This window comes from Streptomyces lavendulae subsp. lavendulae, assembly GCF_002803845.1.
Classification (GTDB): domain Bacteria; phylum Actinomycetota; class Actinomycetes; order Streptomycetales; family Streptomycetaceae; genus Streptomyces; species Streptomyces lavendulae.
Window position 1 is genome coordinate 509,565 of record NZ_CP024985.1, and the last position, 16,948, is coordinate 526,512.

13 protein-coding genes and 2 pseudogenes are annotated in these 16,948 nt (G+C 72.3%); 5 read left to right on the forward strand and 10 right to left on the reverse strand.

Going from position 1 to position 16,948, the window contains the following annotated elements; all coding sequences use genetic code 11:
* Positions 1-24: 24 nt before the first annotated feature.
* The 4 genes and pseudogenes from SLAV_RS02540 to SLAV_RS02555 all read right to left on the reverse strand — a co-directional run.
* Entirely contained in the window at positions 25-768 is a 744-nt protein-coding gene (locus tag SLAV_RS02540; RefSeq protein ID WP_037686402.1) for a helix-turn-helix transcriptional regulator, read from the reverse strand.
* 10 nt (positions 769-778) lie between these two features.
* Positions 779-1,717, reverse strand: a complete 939-nt coding sequence (locus tag SLAV_RS02545) for an alpha/beta hydrolase (RefSeq protein ID WP_030226422.1) — start codon at positions 1,715-1,717, stop codon at positions 779-781.
* A 92-nt stretch (positions 1,718-1,809) separates the two neighbouring features.
* Positions 1,810-3,282, reverse strand: a complete 1,473-nt coding sequence (locus tag SLAV_RS02550; protein ID WP_037686400.1) for a sialidase family protein — start codon at positions 3,280-3,282, stop codon at positions 1,810-1,812.
* A 553-nt stretch (positions 3,283-3,835) separates the two neighbouring features.
* Positions 3,836-4,109: pseudogene (locus SLAV_RS02555) on the reverse strand (cytosine permease); the annotation flags it as partial.
* Between the two features lie 201 nt (positions 4,110-4,310).
* Here SLAV_RS02555 and SLAV_RS02560 point away from each other — a divergent pair.
* From SLAV_RS02560 to SLAV_RS02580, 5 genes and pseudogenes are all read left to right on the forward strand, one after another.
* Positions 4,311-5,144, forward strand: coding sequence for a hypothetical protein (locus tag SLAV_RS02560; protein ID WP_030226416.1), 834 nt, complete (start codon positions 4,311-4,313; stop codon positions 5,142-5,144).
* Between the two features lie 106 nt (positions 5,145-5,250).
* Positions 5,251-6,207, forward strand: coding sequence for an IS481 family transposase (locus tag SLAV_RS02565; RefSeq protein WP_100660760.1), 957 nt, complete (start codon positions 5,251-5,253; stop codon positions 6,205-6,207).
* Between the two features lie 405 nt (positions 6,208-6,612).
* Positions 6,613-7,149: a hypothetical protein gene (locus tag SLAV_RS02570; RefSeq protein ID WP_030236934.1), complete on the forward strand. Its 537-nt coding sequence runs from the start codon at positions 6,613-6,615 to the stop codon at positions 7,147-7,149.
* Positions 7,150-7,484: 335 nt separating this feature from the next.
* Positions 7,485-7,679 (forward strand): annotated as a pseudogene (locus SLAV_RS02575) (integrase core domain-containing protein); the annotation flags it as partial.
* A 197-nt stretch (positions 7,680-7,876) separates the two neighbouring features.
* Entirely contained in the window at positions 7,877-9,301 is a 1,425-nt protein-coding gene (locus SLAV_RS02580; protein ID WP_199922214.1) for an FAD-binding oxidoreductase, read from the forward strand.
* Between the two features lie 65 nt (positions 9,302-9,366).
* On the opposite strand, the gene SLAV_RS02585 is transcribed toward SLAV_RS02580, so the two are convergent.
* The 6 genes from SLAV_RS02585 to SLAV_RS02610 all read right to left on the reverse strand — a co-directional run bounded on the left by SLAV_RS02585 (position 9,367) and on the right by SLAV_RS02610 (position 16,909).
* On the reverse strand, positions 9,367-9,795 hold the full coding sequence (locus SLAV_RS02585; protein ID WP_037688101.1) for a nuclear transport factor 2 family protein: 429 nt from the start codon (positions 9,793-9,795) through the stop codon (positions 9,367-9,369).
* Between the two features lie 91 nt (positions 9,796-9,886).
* Entirely contained in the window at positions 9,887-11,641 is a 1,755-nt protein-coding gene (locus tag SLAV_RS02590) for a glycoside hydrolase family 35 protein (RefSeq protein WP_030236946.1), read from the reverse strand.
* A gap of 60 nt (positions 11,642-11,701) precedes the next feature.
* Positions 11,702-13,702, reverse strand: coding sequence for a glycoside hydrolase family 5 protein (locus tag SLAV_RS02595; RefSeq protein ID WP_234333802.1), 2,001 nt, complete (start codon positions 13,700-13,702; stop codon positions 11,702-11,704).
* Between the two features lie 78 nt (positions 13,703-13,780).
* Positions 13,781-14,626 (reverse strand): carbohydrate ABC transporter permease, encoded by an 846-nt coding sequence (locus tag SLAV_RS02600; protein ID WP_030236951.1) that lies wholly within the window; start codon positions 14,624-14,626, stop codon positions 13,781-13,783.
* Positions 14,627-14,633: 7 nt separating this feature from the next.
* Positions 14,634-15,632, reverse strand: coding sequence for a carbohydrate ABC transporter permease (locus tag SLAV_RS02605; RefSeq protein WP_030236954.1), 999 nt, complete (start codon positions 15,630-15,632; stop codon positions 14,634-14,636).
* Complete coding sequence (locus tag SLAV_RS02610) at positions 15,632-16,909, reverse strand: ABC transporter substrate-binding protein (protein ID WP_030236974.1); 1,278 nt, start codon at positions 16,907-16,909, stop codon at positions 15,632-15,634. Before SLAV_RS02610 ends, SLAV_RS02605 begins: the two co-directional genes overlap by 1 nt.
* Positions 16,910-16,948: the final 39 nt, after the last annotated feature.

A 16,948-nucleotide genomic window follows, 5' to 3' on the forward strand; every position in this document is an offset into this window, starting at 1 on the left:
GGATCGGTGCCAGTACCCCACGGGTCACCGGGGTGACGGCCGCGGTTGACCGGGGCGGGGTGCGAGGGGGGCCAGTGCGGTGGGGCGCTCCGCGTCGGATGCGGCCGAGCCGCGGAGCAGTTCGGTCAGGTCGTGGGGCTGGGCCGGCTCGGTGGTGGCGGCCGCTGCCGTGATGCGGTCCAGCCGGAAGCCCCGGCCGGCCCGTCGTGTGCGGCACCAGGCGATGAGGTACCACCGGCCCTCGGCGGTGAGCAGTCCGGCCGGTTCCACCGTGCGCTCGCTCCCGCGGCCCGCCGCGTCCGTGTAGGACAGCCGCAGGACCGTGTCCGTGGTGAGGGCCCGTTCCACCGCGGCGCGGACCGTGGAGTCGGCCGGCGCGGGCTGCGCCACGATCCGTGCGGCGAGCCGCTGCGCCGCCGCCGAGGCGGGACCGGTCATCGAGGCCGCGATCTTCTGGGCTGCCGTACGGGCCGCACCGGCGTACGGGGCGCCGGCATCGGCCGCGGCGAGGGCCACGGCCAGTGCCGAGGCCTCGTCGGCGGTGAAGTGGATCGGGGGCAGGGTCATCTCCCGGTCGATCGACCAGCCCCCGCCCCGCCCGGTGGTGGTGCGTACCGGGACGCCGGTCTCCATCAGCGCCTGCAGGTCGCGCTGGACCGTGCGCGTGCTCACCTCGAACCGCGCGGCGAGCGCAGCGACCGTCAGCGGTCGCGGCGCCACCGCGCGCAGTTCCTCCACCAGGGCGTAGAGCCGGACCGTGCGGTTCATACCCACGACGCTACCGTCCCGCGGCGGCCAGGAAGTCCTGCTCGCGGCGCAGTTGGCGCTCGGTGACGGTCAGCGGGAACAGGGTGAAGCCGTGCATGGCGCCCGCGACGACTTCGAGTCGCGCGGGCGCGCCCGCCGCCCGCCACCGCCCGGCCAGGAACACCGAGTCGTCCATGAGCGGATCCTCGGTGCCGACGACGAACCGGGCCGGCGGCAGGCCGGTGAGGTCGGCGTACATCGGCGAGACCTCGGGATCGCGGCGCTGCTCCGCCGCCATGCCGGGCGTGCACTGCTCGTAGGTCCACCGCAGCGTGTCGGTGTTGCTCAGCAACGCCCTGGAGCCGAAGGACCGCTGGCTCGGTGTCATCGACAGGTCGTAGGGGCCGAACAGCAGGTGGGCCGCCCGGAACGCGCCGGTGATGCCGTGGCGGTCGCGCAGGCGCAGCAGCGTGACCACGCTGAGGTGGGCGCCGGCCGACTCGCCGCCGATCAGGAGCCGTTCGGTGCCGAACTCGGCCGCGGCGTGCTCCACCAGCCATCGGGCGGCCGCTTCGCAGTCGTCGGGCCCCGCTGGGAAGGGGTGTTCGGGTGCGAGGCGGTACTCCACGCTCACCACGGCCAGCCGTGCCCGCTCGGCGAGCCGCCACAGCCTCTCGTCCTGCCCGTCCGCGGAGCCGAACATCCAGCCTCCGCCGTGGATGTGGAGGTAGACGCCGTCGATGTGGTCCGGCCTGAAGACCCGTACCTTCACCTCGCAGTCGAGGATGCGGTCCTGGCCCTGCGGCAGTCTCACCGGCGGCGTGTCGCCGCCGAGGCGGTTGCGCCGCAGGCCGGCCAGCAGGGTCGCATCGGGTGTTCCGGCGCGCTGCGGCCGGCTCGCGGCGGTGGTCTCGAACCGCTCGTTGAACGCCAGGGTCTCGGTGCGGAGGTCCTCGTCTGTGATCATCATGTCGCCCATGCTCACAGCCGTGTGCGACAGCGTGGTGTCACCCTTTTCCGGAGAGCTGCGTCACACTCCTGGCGCCGCGCCGCCGCGCCCGGTCACGAGGTGCGGAAGGTGCCGGTGTACACGTCCGTGCGGTTCTGTGGTGCGTCGGAGTGGGTCTCGGTCAGCACCGCCCGGACTCCCTTGCCGTCGGCGACCAGGCCCTGGTAGTCGCCGAGGAAGTAGCCCCCGGCGAACGGGGCCTGCAGCCAGTCGAAGATCCGCGAGATACGGCGTTCGCTGCGCAGCCCCGGGTCTCCGTGCGGCAGTGTGGCCAGTTGGTAGGCGGTGGGCAGGGTGGTGGTGTCGCCGGGCTTGAGGAAGCGCAGGTCGTAGTAGGTGAGCGCGACCGTGCCCCGCTCGTCGACGGCGATCGACGGGGAGAAGCCGGGCACGCCCTCCGGGCTGATCTGCTCCGGGCTCCCCCAGGTGCGGCCGCCGTCGGTGGAGCGCACCAGCTGGACGGAGTCGAAGCTGCCGCCGGAGAAGTCCGCGCCCTCGTAGGCCATGTACAGGGCGCCCGTCCTCGGGTCGATGGCCGGGCTGGGCAGGGTGGATCCGGCGCGCAGCATCTTGGCGGGGTCGTTCGGGTCGACCTCCGGTACGGAGGTGTCGCGGGCCACCGTGACCGGGGCGCTCCAGGTCCTCCCGGCGTCGGTCGAGGTGACCATCTCGTAGCGGGCTTCGGCGACGGTGCTCAGGTCGTCGGTGTAGGTGATCCGGTCGAAGAAGTCGTACAGGGTGCCGGTGTGCCGGTCGACGACGATCTGGTGGCCGATGGTCTGGGTGTTGGGCACGCCGCTGGTCTCGACGAACGGCCGGGCCTCGCTCCAGGTGCGGCCGCCGTCGCGGGTGAGGGAGATGTAGCCCGGACCGTCGAGGGAACCCGGGCCGGGCGGGTCGTTGTCGAGGCGGTTCCAGACCTGGTAGGCGGTGCCCTTGCGGATCGGGTCGGCCGTGAGGGTGGGCTTGTCGTTGAAGAAGGGCTGCGCGTCGACGTGCGTGGTGGTGAGGTTCTGCCAGGTGCGGCCGCCGTCGCGGGAGGTCGCGGCGAGGAGGGCGGTGCGCGTGCTCTTCGTGAAGTCGACGCCCTCCCCGCCGGCGTAGACCGTGCCGTCCGGTCCGGTGCTCACCCAGGGGTCCGTTGCCCGTTCGTAGTCCGCGCCGCCCGGGGCGCACAGGCTGAACGGCAGGGTGCTGGTGTGGAAGGTGCGGCCGTCCGTGGACCAGGAGGCGACCAGGCCACGGGCGCCGCCGTCGTTCCAGCGGTCCTGCTGGAACACGGTGACCACGCGCTTCGGGTCGCGGGGGTCGACGGACAGGTAGGGCTCGACCTCGGTGCCCGGGTAGACGACGCTGTCGGGGGACTGCGCGCCGATGGTGCAGTCCGCGTACGGGTCGCCGCCGGACACCTTGGTCAGGGGTCCGCCGTCGGGGCTGTGGTCTGCTGCGGCGGGGGTCGCGCCGGTGACCGTGGTGAGCAGGATCGCGGCGGTGGCGACGGCGGTCAGGGGCAGGGGGACGCGCATGCGGGATCTCCTCCGGGCCTCGGCGGCCGGGGTTCGCGGGACCGCCGTCGGCGGGGCGGCGTGGGGGCGCGGGGCGTACCGGAAGGCGGGGGTGGGACGACTCCGCTTGATCCTCTTCGGCGTCGCGGCCGGCCTCCTTGATGGGCCGGACGGCGGAGTGCTCCCCCGGCGAAACGGCGAGCGGCCGTGTGCGAGCGGCGGCACGCCGGAGCGTGCCGGGCTTCACTCCGGAGCGGATCCCCGTGCCGAGCGGTCCGGCGCGCGCCGTTCCCCCGGTTCGAGGCCGACGCCCGTGACGGCTACGCCGTCGGGGCGAGGGCCCGGGCCGTGCGTACGGTGGGCGAGTTGCGCATGGTGACGGCGTACAGGGTGGCCGACACCGCCATGCCGACGGGCAGGGAGAGGTCCGCGCCGCCCAGGAGGCCCGCGACGGGGCCCGTGTAGAGGGTGTCGACGCAGAGGGCCGCCGCGCCCGCCCCCGCGCAGAGGGCGAGGGCCCCCGCCGGGTTGACGCCCGCGGTGTACCGGTAGGGGCTGTGGGCGGTCTCGTCTTGCCGAGGACGCCGTACATCGCCCGGGTGATCACCTCGCTGGGGGTGCCGGAGGCCGGGCCCGAGATGGCCAGCAGCCCGGTGAGCAGCCAGAAGAGGTTGCCCACCACGGTCACGGCGATGGCCTGCCAGAGGCCGAGTCCCATGAGGACGAGGGCGCCGCCGACGACCAGGCTGAGGTGGTTCACGTTCGCCGCGGCCCAGACGGCGAAGAGGTCGCGGGGGCGGCCGTGGCGTCTCCGCGTCGGGGATGTGATCGATGCCGTGGGCCTCGATGGGCGCCCGCGCGCTCCGGGGCGGGCCGGGCGGCCCCGGAGCTGCTCACGACACCCGGCCACCGAACTCCCCGACCTGCCGGTGCTGCTCACCGTCCTCGACGGCCGCCGCGGCCCGGTCCAGGATGCACTATTATCGTCGGAGAGACGATAATAGTGCGCGGGTACGCCTGTCACACATGACACCTTCCGGAGAGCTCAATTGATCACGCGTCAGCGCCTGAACGCGCACGCCGCCTCCGTACCCAGTCCCATAGCGGCGGCCCGGGCGCTCGCCGGCCCCTACCGCCCGGACCGCATCGAGGACCCGGTCATCGCCTGGATGCAGCGCGGCCGCACGGTCCTGGGGCTGGTGGCCGTGGCATGGCTGCTGCTGGCCTATCCCCTGCGAGAGGGGCGCCAGGACTTCGTGCTCGGCAAGCTGGAGGAACTGCTGATCGGCTGCGCCATCGTCGTGGTGGCCGGCGCCCTCGGCGTCGGCCTGTGCATCGCGCTGGCCCGCGCACCCCTGGGGCGCGTCTACGCGCGCCGGCTGGGCGGCCCACTGCTGGCGCTCGGAGCGCCGGCCCTCGGGGTCGGCGTGATCTGGCTGATGACGGCGGCCCTGGGCGGCGACATCGTCTCGCCCTCGGACGTGGGCCCGCACGACATCACCTTCGGGCTCTTCGGCAGCTTCCTGGGCCGCGTCTTCACCGGCCTGCTGATCTTCCTGCTCTTCGTCGTCGCGACGCTCGTCTGCGCCGTCCTTCTCGTCGCGGCCGTGCTCTTCACCCTGGCCGCCCTGGTCATCGGACTGAACGGCTGCTTCCGCACGGGGGACGTGCACGAGCTGATGCCGGCGCTGCTGTCCCCGCTGCTGGTGTGGTCCCTCTTCGGCTTCCAGCTCTTCGACGGCCCGGACGTGTCCGCGCCGCCCGAGGTGCTCTGGGCGTTCATGCTCGGCGGCCCGGTGTCGGTCACCGCGCTGTCCCTGTGGGAGGTACGGCGGCTGCGCAGCCGGTACGGCATCACACTGGGCTCGCTCCTCGGCCGCTAGATGTATTGATCACGAGCGTTGTTGACACTCGGTGGGTCTTGAACATGACGAAGACCTCCGGTGTGGTGGGAGCTGTCTAGGAACCCATTGCACAACGGAGGTCTTCGTGTCCCACCGTAATGCCCGGCTGACCGTCTTCGGTAGGCGCCTGCTGGTCGAGCGGGTCGCTTCGGGCCGCCCGGTCGCGCACGTGGCCGCCGAGATGGGCATATCTCGGGCCACCGCACACAAGTGGGTGCGCCGGTGGCGGGACGACGGCCCGGCCGGGTTGCACGACCGCTCCAGCCGACCTCGCACGACCCCGCACCGGACCTCGGCCGAGGTCGAAGCGAGGGTCTGCGACCTGCGGCGGGCCCGCAAGCTGGGCCCCGCCCGGATCGGCCCGGTCCTTGGCCTGCCCGCCTCGACCGTCCACCGAATCCTGACCCGGCACGGTCTGAACCGGCTCTCGTTCATGGACCGTCCCACCGGCACCCTGATCCGCCGCTACGAACGCGAGAAGCCCGGCGAGCTGATCCATGTCGATGTGAAGAAGCTCGGCCGAATCCCCGACGGCGGCGGCCACAAGGCCCTGGGCCGGCAGGCCGGCCGTGCCACCCGCAACGGGATGGGCTTCGACTACGTCCATTCCGCGGTCGACGACCACTCCCGCCTGGCCTACAGCGAGATCCACCCCGACGAGAAGGTCGCGACCTGCGCGGGGTTCCTCACCCGCGCGGCCGCGTTCTTCCACCACCACGGCATCACCCGCATCGAACGGGTCCTGACCGACAACGCCTGGGCCTACCGCAAGGGCCTGGCCTGGAAAACCGTCCTGGCCCACCTCGGCGCGAGCGGCAAACTCACCCGCGCCTACCGGCCCCAGACCAACGGCAAAGTCGAACGCTTCAACCGCACCCTGCTCGACGAATGGGCCTACCTGCGGCCCTACACCTCAAACGACGAGCGGACAGCAGCCCTGGCAGACTTCCTCCACACCTACAACCACCACCGCTGCCACACCGCCCTGGGCGGACACCCGCCCATCAGCCGCGTAAACAACCCTGCGGGTCAATACAGCTAGAGCGTGTTCGACGGCGCGAGCTCTCGGCGTACCGACGGGCGGCCCCTGGCCCGGGAGGACCGGGCCTGGAGGGACCACGAGCCCGAGCACGACAGCATCGCCTTCTTCCGCCCGACTACGTGGCACGAGGCGCGGAGGGCGCAGTGCCCCGGCGGGCAGCCGCGGGACTGCGCTTCGCCGTCAACGGCCGGCTGACGCGCCGGAACCCCGACGCGGTCGCGGTCGCGGTGGTGCCGGGACTCTGACGCGGGGCCGCCCGCCAGGCGGACGTGTCCACCGGTCGATGGACAACCGGTCCATCGACCGGTTGTCCAGGTCCACCCCTCTCGATCCCTAGCGTTGGAGTGGAAGATCCGGGAGAGCCTCGAAGCGCCCCCGCCACTCATCGAAACGAGGGGTTGCCCCATGAGCCCGTTCCTGACCGCCTTGATCGCCAGCGGGGTGATCCTGGTCATCATCCTGTCCACCGACCTGGGTACCCGTCAGATCACCAACATGCGGCTGCTGCGCTCGATCATCGCGATCGCCGTCGTGCTCGCGCTCTTCGTCCATTCGCTCCCCCTGGACGGGAACGACCCCTGGCTCCAGCTCGCCGGAATCGGCGCGGGAATCCTCTGCGGCCTGATCGCCGTACCGTTGCTGCCCGCCCACCGGGGCTCCGACGGCAACGTCTACACGCGGGGCGGCGCCGCCTACGCGATCCTGTGGACCTTGGTCTCCGCCTCCCGCGTGCTGTTCGCCTACGGTTCCGAGCACTGGTTCGGGCAGGACGTCATCACGTTCAGCATCGAGAACAAGCTGAGCGGGCAGGACGTCTACTCGAACGCCTTCGTGTTCATGGCCCTGGCCATGGTCCTCACGCGCACCGGCGTGCTGCTCGTCAAGCGCCGTCGGCTGCAGGGCGCCCCGGCCTCGACGAACGAGAACTTCGTCGAGGCGTAGAACCGTTCCGCGGCGGCGGCCTTCCGCACCCGGCCGGCCCGCGGACCGGCGGAACAGCAGAACAGCGGAATGCAATGCGGCGGCGGCGCCGATGTCCAGGGCTTGACGGGCATCGGCGCCGCCGCCGCGCTGCCGACGACCTCGGAGAGCGCCTGGGCCCGGCGAGGTCGGACAGCGTAGAGCGGCAAGGCAGGACGCGTGCGGAACTCGGCGGGTCCCCGGTCGGGCGCTTCCCGGCGTACGCCGCGATGACCGCCCTCCACTGGTCGCCCTCCACCGGGGCCATGGCCCCGGTGTCCGGCTGCGCGCCGGTACCGCTCGCGGCCGCGGGCGGCAACGGCAAAGTCGAACGCTTCAACCGCACCCTGCTCGACGAATGGGCCTACCAGCGGCCCTACACCTCGCACAACGAACGGACAGGGGCCCGGGCAGACCTCCTCCACACCTACGACCACCACCGCTGCCACACCGCACTGGGCGGACACCCTCCCCTCACCCGCGTCAACAACCCTGCGGGTCAATACACCTAGGCCGTTCCCTCTCCCCCGAGCCTTGTGCGCGGTGTCCGGCTGACCTAGCCTCCAGGGGTTGCCGCTCGTCCGTCCGGGACAACCGAAGGCTCCGCGCCCGAAACCCGCCCACCGGGAATCGGAGCTTCCGTGACCAGTCATCACATGCCCGTACTCTCAGCCCGTTTACCGGGCGCTCCGCGACCGGGGCCGTCGCGGTGAGCGTGCCGGTCCGTCCGTCGGACGGCATCGTCGGGCCGTTGCGGTCCGCGCTCGGAGCGGCGGTGCACGCGCCCGGGACCGCCGGGTACGAGAACGCCCTGGCCCGCGTCTTCTTCCCCGATGCCGCCCGGCGGCGGCCCGCGTGCGTCGTGGCGCCCCGCACGGCCGCCGACGTCGCGACCGTGCTGAAGGCCGCCGCGGAGGCGGGAGTCCGGGTGACGGTGCGGGGCGGTGGTCTGAGCTCGAACTGTGTCGCCGACGGGGCCGTCGTGCTGGACCTCTCGGAACACGGGAACTCCGCCCGTCCGGACGGAGACCGGGTGGTCGTCGGCGGTGGGGCGACCATGGCCACCATGCTCGGGGTCCTCGGCCCGGCGGGCCGTACGGTGCCGGTCGGCGTGTCCGGCCACACCGGGCTGGGGATGGCCACCCGAGGCGGCATCGGCTACCTGACGAGGTCCCTGGGGCTCACCGTCGACCATCTCGTGGGGGCCGAGCTGGTCCTCCCCTCCGGTGACGTGGTGCGTCTGTCGGAGCGGAGCGCCGGTGAGGAGGCCGACCTGTGGTGGGCGGTCCGGGGCGGCGCGCCGTACGTCGGCGTGGTGACCTCCGGGGTGTTCCGCACGCACGAGAGCGCCCCCGTCTGGGTCGACCGCGCGGTGGTGGGCCTGGACGCCCTCGCCACGTACTTCCGGGTCGCCCCCGAGCTTCCGCGGGACACCAGCATGAGCGCGGTCCTCGGCTACACCCCCCTCTCCCCGGACGAGCCGGTCCTGTTCGTCTACACCGCCTGCGCGAGCGGGGACGACAGCGCCGTCGGGCGGGCCAGGGCGGCGGCCTCCGCCGTCGTCGCCGGCGCGGGCCCGCCGCCGCTCTACCGCTCGGAGGGTTCCGGCCGCTGCCTGGCCGGGCTGCCCGAGTTCGCCGTCCCGGGTGCCGGCGGCGCCGAGCCCGGACCGATCCGGCTGCCCCGGCCGGGTGACGGTCCGCGCGGGTCGTTCTCCGGCAAAGCGGTCTTCACCGGTCCCACCCTCGACGCCGCGGTCGCCGGCGCCCTCGCGGACCGGATCCGCGCCGCGCCCACGAAGGCCTGCCGCATCGACTTCCAGCACACCGGCGGGGCTCTGGCCGACGTCGACGACACCGCCACCGCGTTCTGGGGCCGGACCGCCGAATGGAGCATCCCGCTGAACGCGATCTGGGACGACCCCGCCGATACCGGGGCCTGCGGGTCGTGGGCCCGCGGCACGCTGGGCGCCCTGGCCGCGCACACGGTCGGGGTCTACAACGTGGAACTGCGCCCGGGCCTCCCCGAAACGGCCGCCGAGACACGGGCGGCCTACGGCGGCAACCTGGCCCGCCTCCGGGCACTGCGGCACCGCTACGACGGTGCGGGACTCCTCTCGCCGCTCCTCGCCTGACCCGACCGGCTCCGCCCGCCCGACGCACGGACGGGCGGGCGGAGCCGGGGGCGGGCCGGGAAGGGTCAGGCGAGGCGGTCGGGCAGCGGAGCGAGGGTGAAGTTGTCCCAGATGAAGTTGTCCATCTGGTGCTGGTCACCGCTCAGGTTGACGACGCGGTCGACCTGGCCGTCGGCGTTGAAGTGCCACACCAGGGCCCAGGTCGTGTCGACCTTGCCGGTGCCGGCGGTCGTCCAGCCGCGGTGGATGTCGACGACGTACTCGTCGTTGCTGCCGAAGAAGATCGGGTCGGCCTGGAAGCCGGCCTTGCCGAGCTGGTCGAAGAAGCTGCGGACTTCGGCGACCCCGTGCTTGGTCCCGGACAGCGGATGCCGCCCGGGGATCGTCCACCGGATGTCCGGCGCCAGGACCGCACTCATGCCTTCGACGTCCCCTGCCGCGTAGGCGGCGAAGAACTTCTCGACCGCCTCGACCTTCGGATCCTTCTGGTTCATGAACTCATCTTCCGTGTAGGTGCGTTGGGGCTCCATCCTCGCAAGGGCCGCGCTGCGGCCACCAGCACTTTCTGCATCGTGAGACCCCGCCTCACTCCTCGGTCGGGCCGAGGTCGGGGCGGTCACGCAGCTCGACCGTGCGGGTGGCCGAGGCGTGCAGTTCGAGGACGGTGATCTCGTTGCGCCCGGCCCTGAGCACCGGGCCCGGGACGTACAGCGTTGCCTGGGCGCCGCGGGACCAGTAGCGGCCCAGCGCGAACCCGTTGACCCAGACGTTGCCCTTGGTCCAGCCCTCCAGGGCGAGGAAGGTGTCGGCGGGCCGCTCGACCTCGACGTGGCCGCGGTGGAAGGCGGGTCCCACCGGGGGTGACTGCGGGTCGAAGGAGGTGAAGGGCAGCGCGGCGAGATCGTCGAGGGGCAGGGCGCGGCTGGACCACGTCGCCGGTTCCCGGCCGCCCACCAGGGTGCGGCCGAGGAGTCCCTTGCGGTCGTGGACGCCCGGCCCGTAGTTGACCCTGCCCTGGTTCTCCACCAGCACCGTCAGCCGGGCTCCGGGACGGGGGACGGTGAAGGCGAGGGCGTGCTCGCGGCCCTCTCGTTCGAGTACGCCGACCGGTTGTCCGTCCACGAAGACCTGCGCGCGGTCGCGTACGTCCTCGGCCCGCAGGACGACCGGCCCCCGGTCCGGCAGCCGGGTCTCGTACAGGACGAAGCCGAAGTCCTGGCCGAGTTCCTCCATCGTGAGCGGGCGGGCCGCCTCCACGGCGCCGCCGAGGAGGTCCGCGCGGTCCAGCAGGGGCGCGCAGTGGGTGAGTGGGACCGGCCCGAGGCCGAGCTTGGGCGCGGGGGCGGGCACCGGCTCGTCGGGGACCGGAACGTGCTTCGCGAGGACCTCCCGGAAGGCGGTGTACTTGGGCGTGGGATCGCCCGCCTCGTCCAGCGGTGCGTCGTAGTCGTACGAGGTGACGGTGGGGCGGTAGGTGCCCTTGTCGTTGGCCCCGTTGGTGAAGCCGAAGTTCGTGCCGCCGTGGAACATGTAGACGTTCACGGAGGCACCGGCCGCGAGCAGCCGGTCGAGTTCGGCGGCGGCGTCGTCGGCGCCCCGGACGGCGTGGGTCCCGCCCCACCGGTCGAACCAGCCGATCCAGAACTCCGAGCACATCAGGGGCCCGGCGGGCTGGTGCTCGCGCAGCGCGGCAAGGCCGCTCTCGGCCCTGCTGCCGAAGTTGACGGTGCGCAGCACCCCTTCGAGGCCGCCGCGCCCGAGGTCCGAGGGCTGGTCGCAGGTGAACAGGGGGACGTCCACTCCGTGGCGGCGGAGCAGAGCGGCCAGGTCGGCGAGGTATGCGGCGTCGTCCCCGTAGGCCCCGTACTCGTTCTCCAGCTGGACGGCGAGCACCGGCCCGCCGCGGCTCCCGAGCGAGGGCAGCAGGGGTGGCAGGAGGGCTCCGAGGTACTCGTCCACGGCCCGCAGGAAGCGCGGGTCGCGGCTGCGCAGCGCGATGCCTTCCTCGGCGAGGAGCCAGGAGGGCAGGCCGCCGCCCTCCCATTCCGCGCAGATGTACGGTCCGGGGCGCAGCAGCACGTGCAGGCCCTCGGCGGCGGCGAGCCGGAGGAACCGGGGCAGGTCGAGGCCCGCGTCGAGCCGGAACTCTCCGCGCCGGCGGGCGTGGAGGTTCCACGGGACGTAGGTCTCGACCGTGTTGAGGCCCAGCAGGCGCGCCTTGTGGAGCCGGTCGGCCCATTGCTCCGGGTGGACGCGGAAGTAGTGCAGTGCACCGGAGACGATGCGGAACGGGCGGTCGTCGAGACGGAAGCCGTCTGCGGCGATCTCCAGTCGGGGCATGCCGTGCGCTCCTCGGGATGCGGGGAAGGGGGAGGCGGGGGAAGGGGAAGAGGGGACCCGTCAGTTCAGGGGGCGGCACAGCAGTGCGTCGGGGACGCCGCCGTGGTTCCACCGCCAGGTGAAGGCGACTCCGGCGATGTATTCGGTGTCGGCGCACTGGCCCTTGTAGTAGCCGGGCGCCCAGTCGCTGCCGGTCGAGCCCCCGGTGGCCGGGCGGTTGTCGCCGTGGTCGAACCAGAGGGTCCGTCCGGTGACGGGCAGTGGGGCGGCGGCGGGAGCGCAGAGCAGGGCGGACATGGCGTTGGCGCGCACGCTGTAGCCGACGGCGAAGGAGTTCTCGGGGCACTGGAGCTTGTTGTAGCCGTCCGCCCAGTCGCCCCGGGTGACGTAGCGCTCGTCCGTGACCACGGTCCAGGGGCCGTCCGCCTTGCGGGGGCCGCCGGCGTCGGTGCACAGGCCCCGGCTGTCGCTGCGGGCCAGGCCGGTCAGCCGCTGGCTGTCGGGGCAGTTGCCCTTGCGGTTGCCCGGTGACCAGTCCGGCCGTGCCGACATCGTGGCGGAGACGTCGTAGTCGGTGTGGTCGAGGTCGAGCATGTTCCAGTGGCCGACCTGGGGTACCTGGCCGGTGCGGCCGGGGGCGGAGACCAGTTTGTTCCAGTCGTCGGCGCGCCAGTCGCCGCCGTCCTCGATGCCCTGGCGGACGCCGGTCGCGCTGTAGGACAGCAGTGACCAGTTGTCCATCGGGGCGCCGGCCGCGTCGGTCCAGCCGACCAGGGGCCAGATCGCGAAGTCGGTGTCGTTGGCCGTGAGGATGTCGGTGAAGTTGTGCAGCCAGGCCCGTTCCTTGGCGTCGTCGGAGCCGCGGCCGCCGGCGCCGAACTCGCTGATCCACACCGGGGCGGTGAAGTGCTGGCCGGCTTCGGTGACGAACAGTGCCTCCTGGTTGACCACCTGGGCGAGCTGCTGCGGGGTGAAGTCCTGGTAGCGGGGGTCGCTCGTGGAGCCGGGGCCGCTGCCGGCGCCGGTGTTGGCGGGGCCGGTGTAGGCGTAGAAGTGGGCGGCGTAGACGAGCTTGCCCGACTCGATCAGGGTGTGGGAGAGGTTGGCGACCGGGGTCAGCATCGGCCGCCCGTGCGGGAGTCCGGCGAGGGGGACGCCGTACCAGTTGATGCCCTCCATGACGACGAGCATGTCGGGGTCGGCCCGCAGGATCCGGTTTCCGGCCTCTTCGAAGGCGGCGTAGGCGTCGTGGTCGTCGTACCAGCCCCAGTTGGGGTCGTCCCAGGTGTCGCGGCGGACCTCGTTGCGCAGGTCCGCGCCGACCACGCGCTTGTCGGCCTTGTAGCGGTTCACCATGAACAGCCAGTCGTCCACCCACTGCTGGGTGCTCTGGCTGCTGTTCCAGCGTTCGTTGCCGTCCAGGCCGCAGCAGAAACGGGCGGTGGTCGTGTGGTTGTTGAGGATCACCGCGAAGCCGTCGGCGGTGAGGGCGGCGATGACGGCGTCGAGGACCTGGAGGGGGGTCTTGCCCTTGAGCTGCGGATTGGCGGCGACCGCGGAGTCCGGGACGGGCGTGGTGTCGTGGACGAGGGCGTTGGAGAACGGCAGCCGGATGCTGTTGAGTCCCAGGCCGTGGAAGTCGGCCAGGATGGCGGCCATGGGGGCCCGGTCCAGGCCGAGCGGCATGCTGTGGGCCGGTTCGCCGTGCATGTGACTGGCGGGGTCGTTGATGTCCCCGCTCCCGGTCCACGTCCCCTGGGCTCCCGCCCAGTTGCCGGCCTTCAGCTTGAAGCGGTTGCCGCCGGCGTCGACGATCCAGCGGCCCCGGGTGCTGAGGGGTCCGGTCCAGGAGGCGGCCAGCTGGGGGCCGGTCAGGGCCGTGGGCGGGGCCGGGGTGCCGGTCGCGGCGGCGGTCGCGGTGGCGGTCGCGGCGGATCCGTCCGGGGCGGATCCGTCCGGGGCGGATGCCGCCGCGCCGGCGGTCGTACTCGTGCCGAGGAGCAGCGCGGACAGCACGGCGAGTGCCGCGGTCGCGCGTCGGAGCAGTGGGGTGCCTGTCACGTGGGCCCCTTCCGGGGGTGGAGGATGTGCCGTGCTCTTGGCGTGCGGGCGGCCGGTGGGGGGCGGGCCGCCCCGCGGTCAGCCCTTGAGGCCGCTGGTGGCGATGCCCTCGACGATGTAGCGCTGGGCGACCAGGAACATGACGACCAGGGGGGCGATCGTCACGACGGCTCCCGCGAACAGCCCGGGCAGGTTGACGGTCTGTGAGGTGAGGAACGTCGACAGGGCGATCTGCGCGGTCCAGGCCGACGGGTCCTGGCCGATGACCAGGGGCCACAGGAAGGAGTTCCAGCTGTCGATGAACGCCAGTGCTCCGAGCGAGGCGAGCATGGCGCCCGAGTTCGGCAGGGCGATCCGGCGGTAGAGGCCGAACCAGCCCAGCCCGTCGAGCCGTCCGGCCTCCTCGATCTCGGCCGGGAACCGGAGGTAGAAGTTGCGGAACAGCAGGACGGCGAAGGGGTTGAACAGGCCGGGCGCGATGATGCCCCACAGGGTGTTCACCCCGCCCATCGATCCGACCACGACGAACGTCGGTACGAAGGTGACCGAGCCCGGGATCATCAGGGTGGCGACCACCAGGGCGAGCAGGACGCCGCGTCCGGGTACGGGTATCCGTGCAAAGGCGTAGCCGGCGGCGGAGGCCAGGAGGGTGGAGACGGGGGCGGTGACGAGGGCGATCAGGGCCGAGTTCGCCAGTGCCCTGCCCATGGACAGGGCCGGGTCGTCGAAGAGCGCGCTGAAGTTCTCGAAGTGCATCGGGGACGGCCACCACGTCCACTGCGGCGAGGTCACGCCCGGGGTGTCCATCAGGGCGCCGCGCAGCATCAGGTAGAAGGGCGTCAGGAAGGCAGTCGTCAGCAGGCCCACCAGCAGTCCCCGCGCCGTGAGGCGCAGGGCTCCGGAGAGCCTGGGCACGGTGCTCATGTGCGGCTCATCCTTCCTTCCTCCCGAATCCCGTGAAGCGCCCCTGGATCAGGGTCACTCCGACGATGAGGGCGGTGAGCACGAAGGCCCCGGCCGATCCGAGGCCGTAGTCCTGGCTGCCCATCGCGGTGTTGTACAGGTGGACCAGCGGGGTCTGCACGGGGGCCGCTCCGGTGCCGGAGAGCCCGCTGTTGAACAGGTTGTAGAACTCGTCGAAGGCCTGGAAGGCCGCGATGAAGAGCAGCATCAGCACGGCGACGGAGGTGTTGCGCAGCATCGGCAAGGTGATGCTGCGCAACAGCCGCAGGCCCTTCGCCCCGTCGAGCGCGGCGGCCTCGTAGAGGTCCTGGGGGATGCCCTGGAGTCCGGCGAGGAAGAGCACCATGTAGAAGCCGACCTGGAGCCAGAGGCGGAGGGTGACCAGGACGACCCAGTACAGCGGTGGTGAAGTGGTCTGCAGCCAGGGGACCGCTTCCATGCCGAACCATCCGGCGACGGTGTTGGCGATGCCGGTGGGCAGCCCGTTGAACAGGGACATCTTCCACAGGAGCGAGGCGGCCACGTAGGACACGGCGGCCGGGATGAGGAAGGCGGTGCGCAGTACGGCCCGCCCGCGCCGGATCCGGTGCACCAGCAGGGCGAGCCCGAGGGAGGCGGCGAAGGTGACGGGCACGATGAAGGCGGTGAACAGGAGGATCTGGCCGAGGGAGGCGCGGAACGTCCGGTCGGAGAGCAGCGTCAGGTAGTTGTCCAGGCCGACCCACCGGCCGGGGGCGATGGTGCCGCGGGCGTCGCTGAGGCTGAGCAGGAAGCTCCAGCCGATGGCGACGTACTTGAAGGCGCCGAGCCCGATGAGCGTCGGCGCGGTGAGCAGCGCGAAGGCGGCCCAGGCCGAGCGCCCGGCGCGGGGGCGCCGGCCGGCGCGGGCTGGGCCCCGGCCGGAGGGGCGGGCGGGCCCGGACCGCCGCCGGGTGCGGGGCGGGCCGGTGTGCGGTGCCGCGACCATCAGCCGCGCTGCTTGTCGACGACCGTCTGGGCCCGGTCCACCGCTTCCGCCATGATCTGCGCGGGGTCCCCCTGCCCGCCGACGATCTTCGCGGCGGCCGCCCTGAAGGCGTCGCTCACGGCGGTGTCCCAGGTGCCGGGGTTGGGCTTGCCGTACTTGGCGGCGAGTTCCACGGTCTCCCGGGCGGGGCCGCCGGAGAGCTTCTCGGCGCCCGCCGCCACGGACTTGCGGGGCGGTACGTGGAACCCGTAGCTCTCGGCCCAGTCCTTCTGCAGGCCGCTCTCCTGGATCCACAGCCACTGGACGTACTTCTTGGCGGCGTCCACGTGCCGGCCCTTGGCGTTGACGCAGCTGGTCCAGCCGCCGACGCGTACGGCGGGGCTCCCGCCGGCCTTGAAGGCGGGCCACGGCAGGACGCCGAAGTCGTCGCCGAGCGCGGTCTTGACCGCGGGCATCGCCCACAGGCCGCACCACTGCATGGGCACGACGTCCTGGGTGAGGGCGGACGGGTCCCACCAGTCGGTGGTGTAGCCGAGGAGCAGGGACTTGTCCTCGTGCAGGCGCCTGAGGCCGGTCAGGGCTTCGAGGGCCTGCGGGGAGCCGAAGGCGACCTTGCCGTCGGCCACCAGGTCTGCGCCGTTGGAGCGGACCGCGAGGATGGGGCTGTCGCCCAGGCCGTCGTTGCCGAGGAACAGGCCCTTGCCGGTCTTGGTGGTGAGGGCCTTCGCCGCCGCGACGAGTTCGTCGAACGTGGTGGGCGGGGTGATTCCGGCCTCGGTCAGCCTGCTCTTGCGAAAGTACAGCATCATGACGTCGTCGATCATCTTGACGCCGTAGAGCTTGCCGTCGACCGTCACGCCGGCGATGGCGTTGTCGTTGAAGTCGGACCTGGCGCTGCCGTAGAGGTCGTCCAGCGCGGCGATCTGGCCGCGGCGGGCCAGGGCGTCGCTGAAGTCGCCGATCTCGAAGACGTCCGGGGCGGCGTCGGTGAGCAGCGTCGCGTTGATCTTGGCGGTGTAGTCGCCGGGGACCCAGGTGACCTTGACGGCGATGTCCGGGTGGGCTTTGGTGAAGGCGGTGGCGTAGCGCAGCGCGGCCTGCTGGGCGCCGGCCTCGCCGTAGGCGTGGTACCAGACGTTCAGGGTGGTCCTGGCCGAGGACGAGGCGTCCGCGCCCGGGTTCGTGCTGCAGGCGGTGGTCACCACGCCTCCTGCGACGATCATCAGCGATCCGCCGAGGAAACGCCTTCGGCTAAGCTCGGTTCTGTGTGCGCTCATGTCGCATCCTTCCGTGAAGGCAGACGTGATGTGGGTGTG

Excerpts from the sequence above, each read along its gene's own strand:
- SLAV_RS02600 (WP_030236951.1), bottom strand. The coding sequence starts at position 14,626 with ATGAGCACCGTGCCCAGGCTCTCCGGAGCCCTGCGCCTCACGGCGCGG.
- SLAV_RS02540 (WP_037686402.1), bottom strand. The coding sequence starts at position 768 with ATGAACCGCACGGTCCGGCTCTACGCCCTGGTGGAGGAACTGCGCGCG.
- SLAV_RS02545 (WP_030226422.1), bottom strand. The coding sequence starts at position 1,717 with ATGATGATCACAGACGAGGACCTCCGCACCGAGACCCTGGCGTTCAAC.
- SLAV_RS02585 (WP_037688101.1), bottom strand. The coding sequence starts at position 9,795 with ATGAACCAGAAGGATCCGAAGGTCGAGGCGGTCGAGAAGTTCTTCGCC.
- SLAV_RS02550 (WP_037686400.1), bottom strand. The coding sequence starts at position 3,282 with ATGCGCGTCCCCCTGCCCCTGACCGCCGTCGCCACCGCCGCGATCCTG.
- SLAV_RS02605 (WP_030236954.1), bottom strand. The coding sequence starts at position 15,632 with ATGGTCGCGGCACCGCACACCGGCCCGCCCCGCACCCGGCGGCGGTCC.
- SLAV_RS02570 (WP_030236934.1), top strand. The coding sequence starts at position 6,613 with ATGAGCCCGTTCCTGACCGCCTTGATCGCCAGCGGGGTGATCCTGGTC.
- SLAV_RS02610 (WP_030236974.1), bottom strand. The coding sequence starts at position 16,909 with ATGAGCGCACACAGAACCGAGCTTAGCCGAAGGCGTTTCCTCGGCGGA.
- SLAV_RS02590 (WP_030236946.1), bottom strand. The coding sequence starts at position 11,641 with ATGCCCCGACTGGAGATCGCCGCAGACGGCTTCCGTCTCGACGACCGC.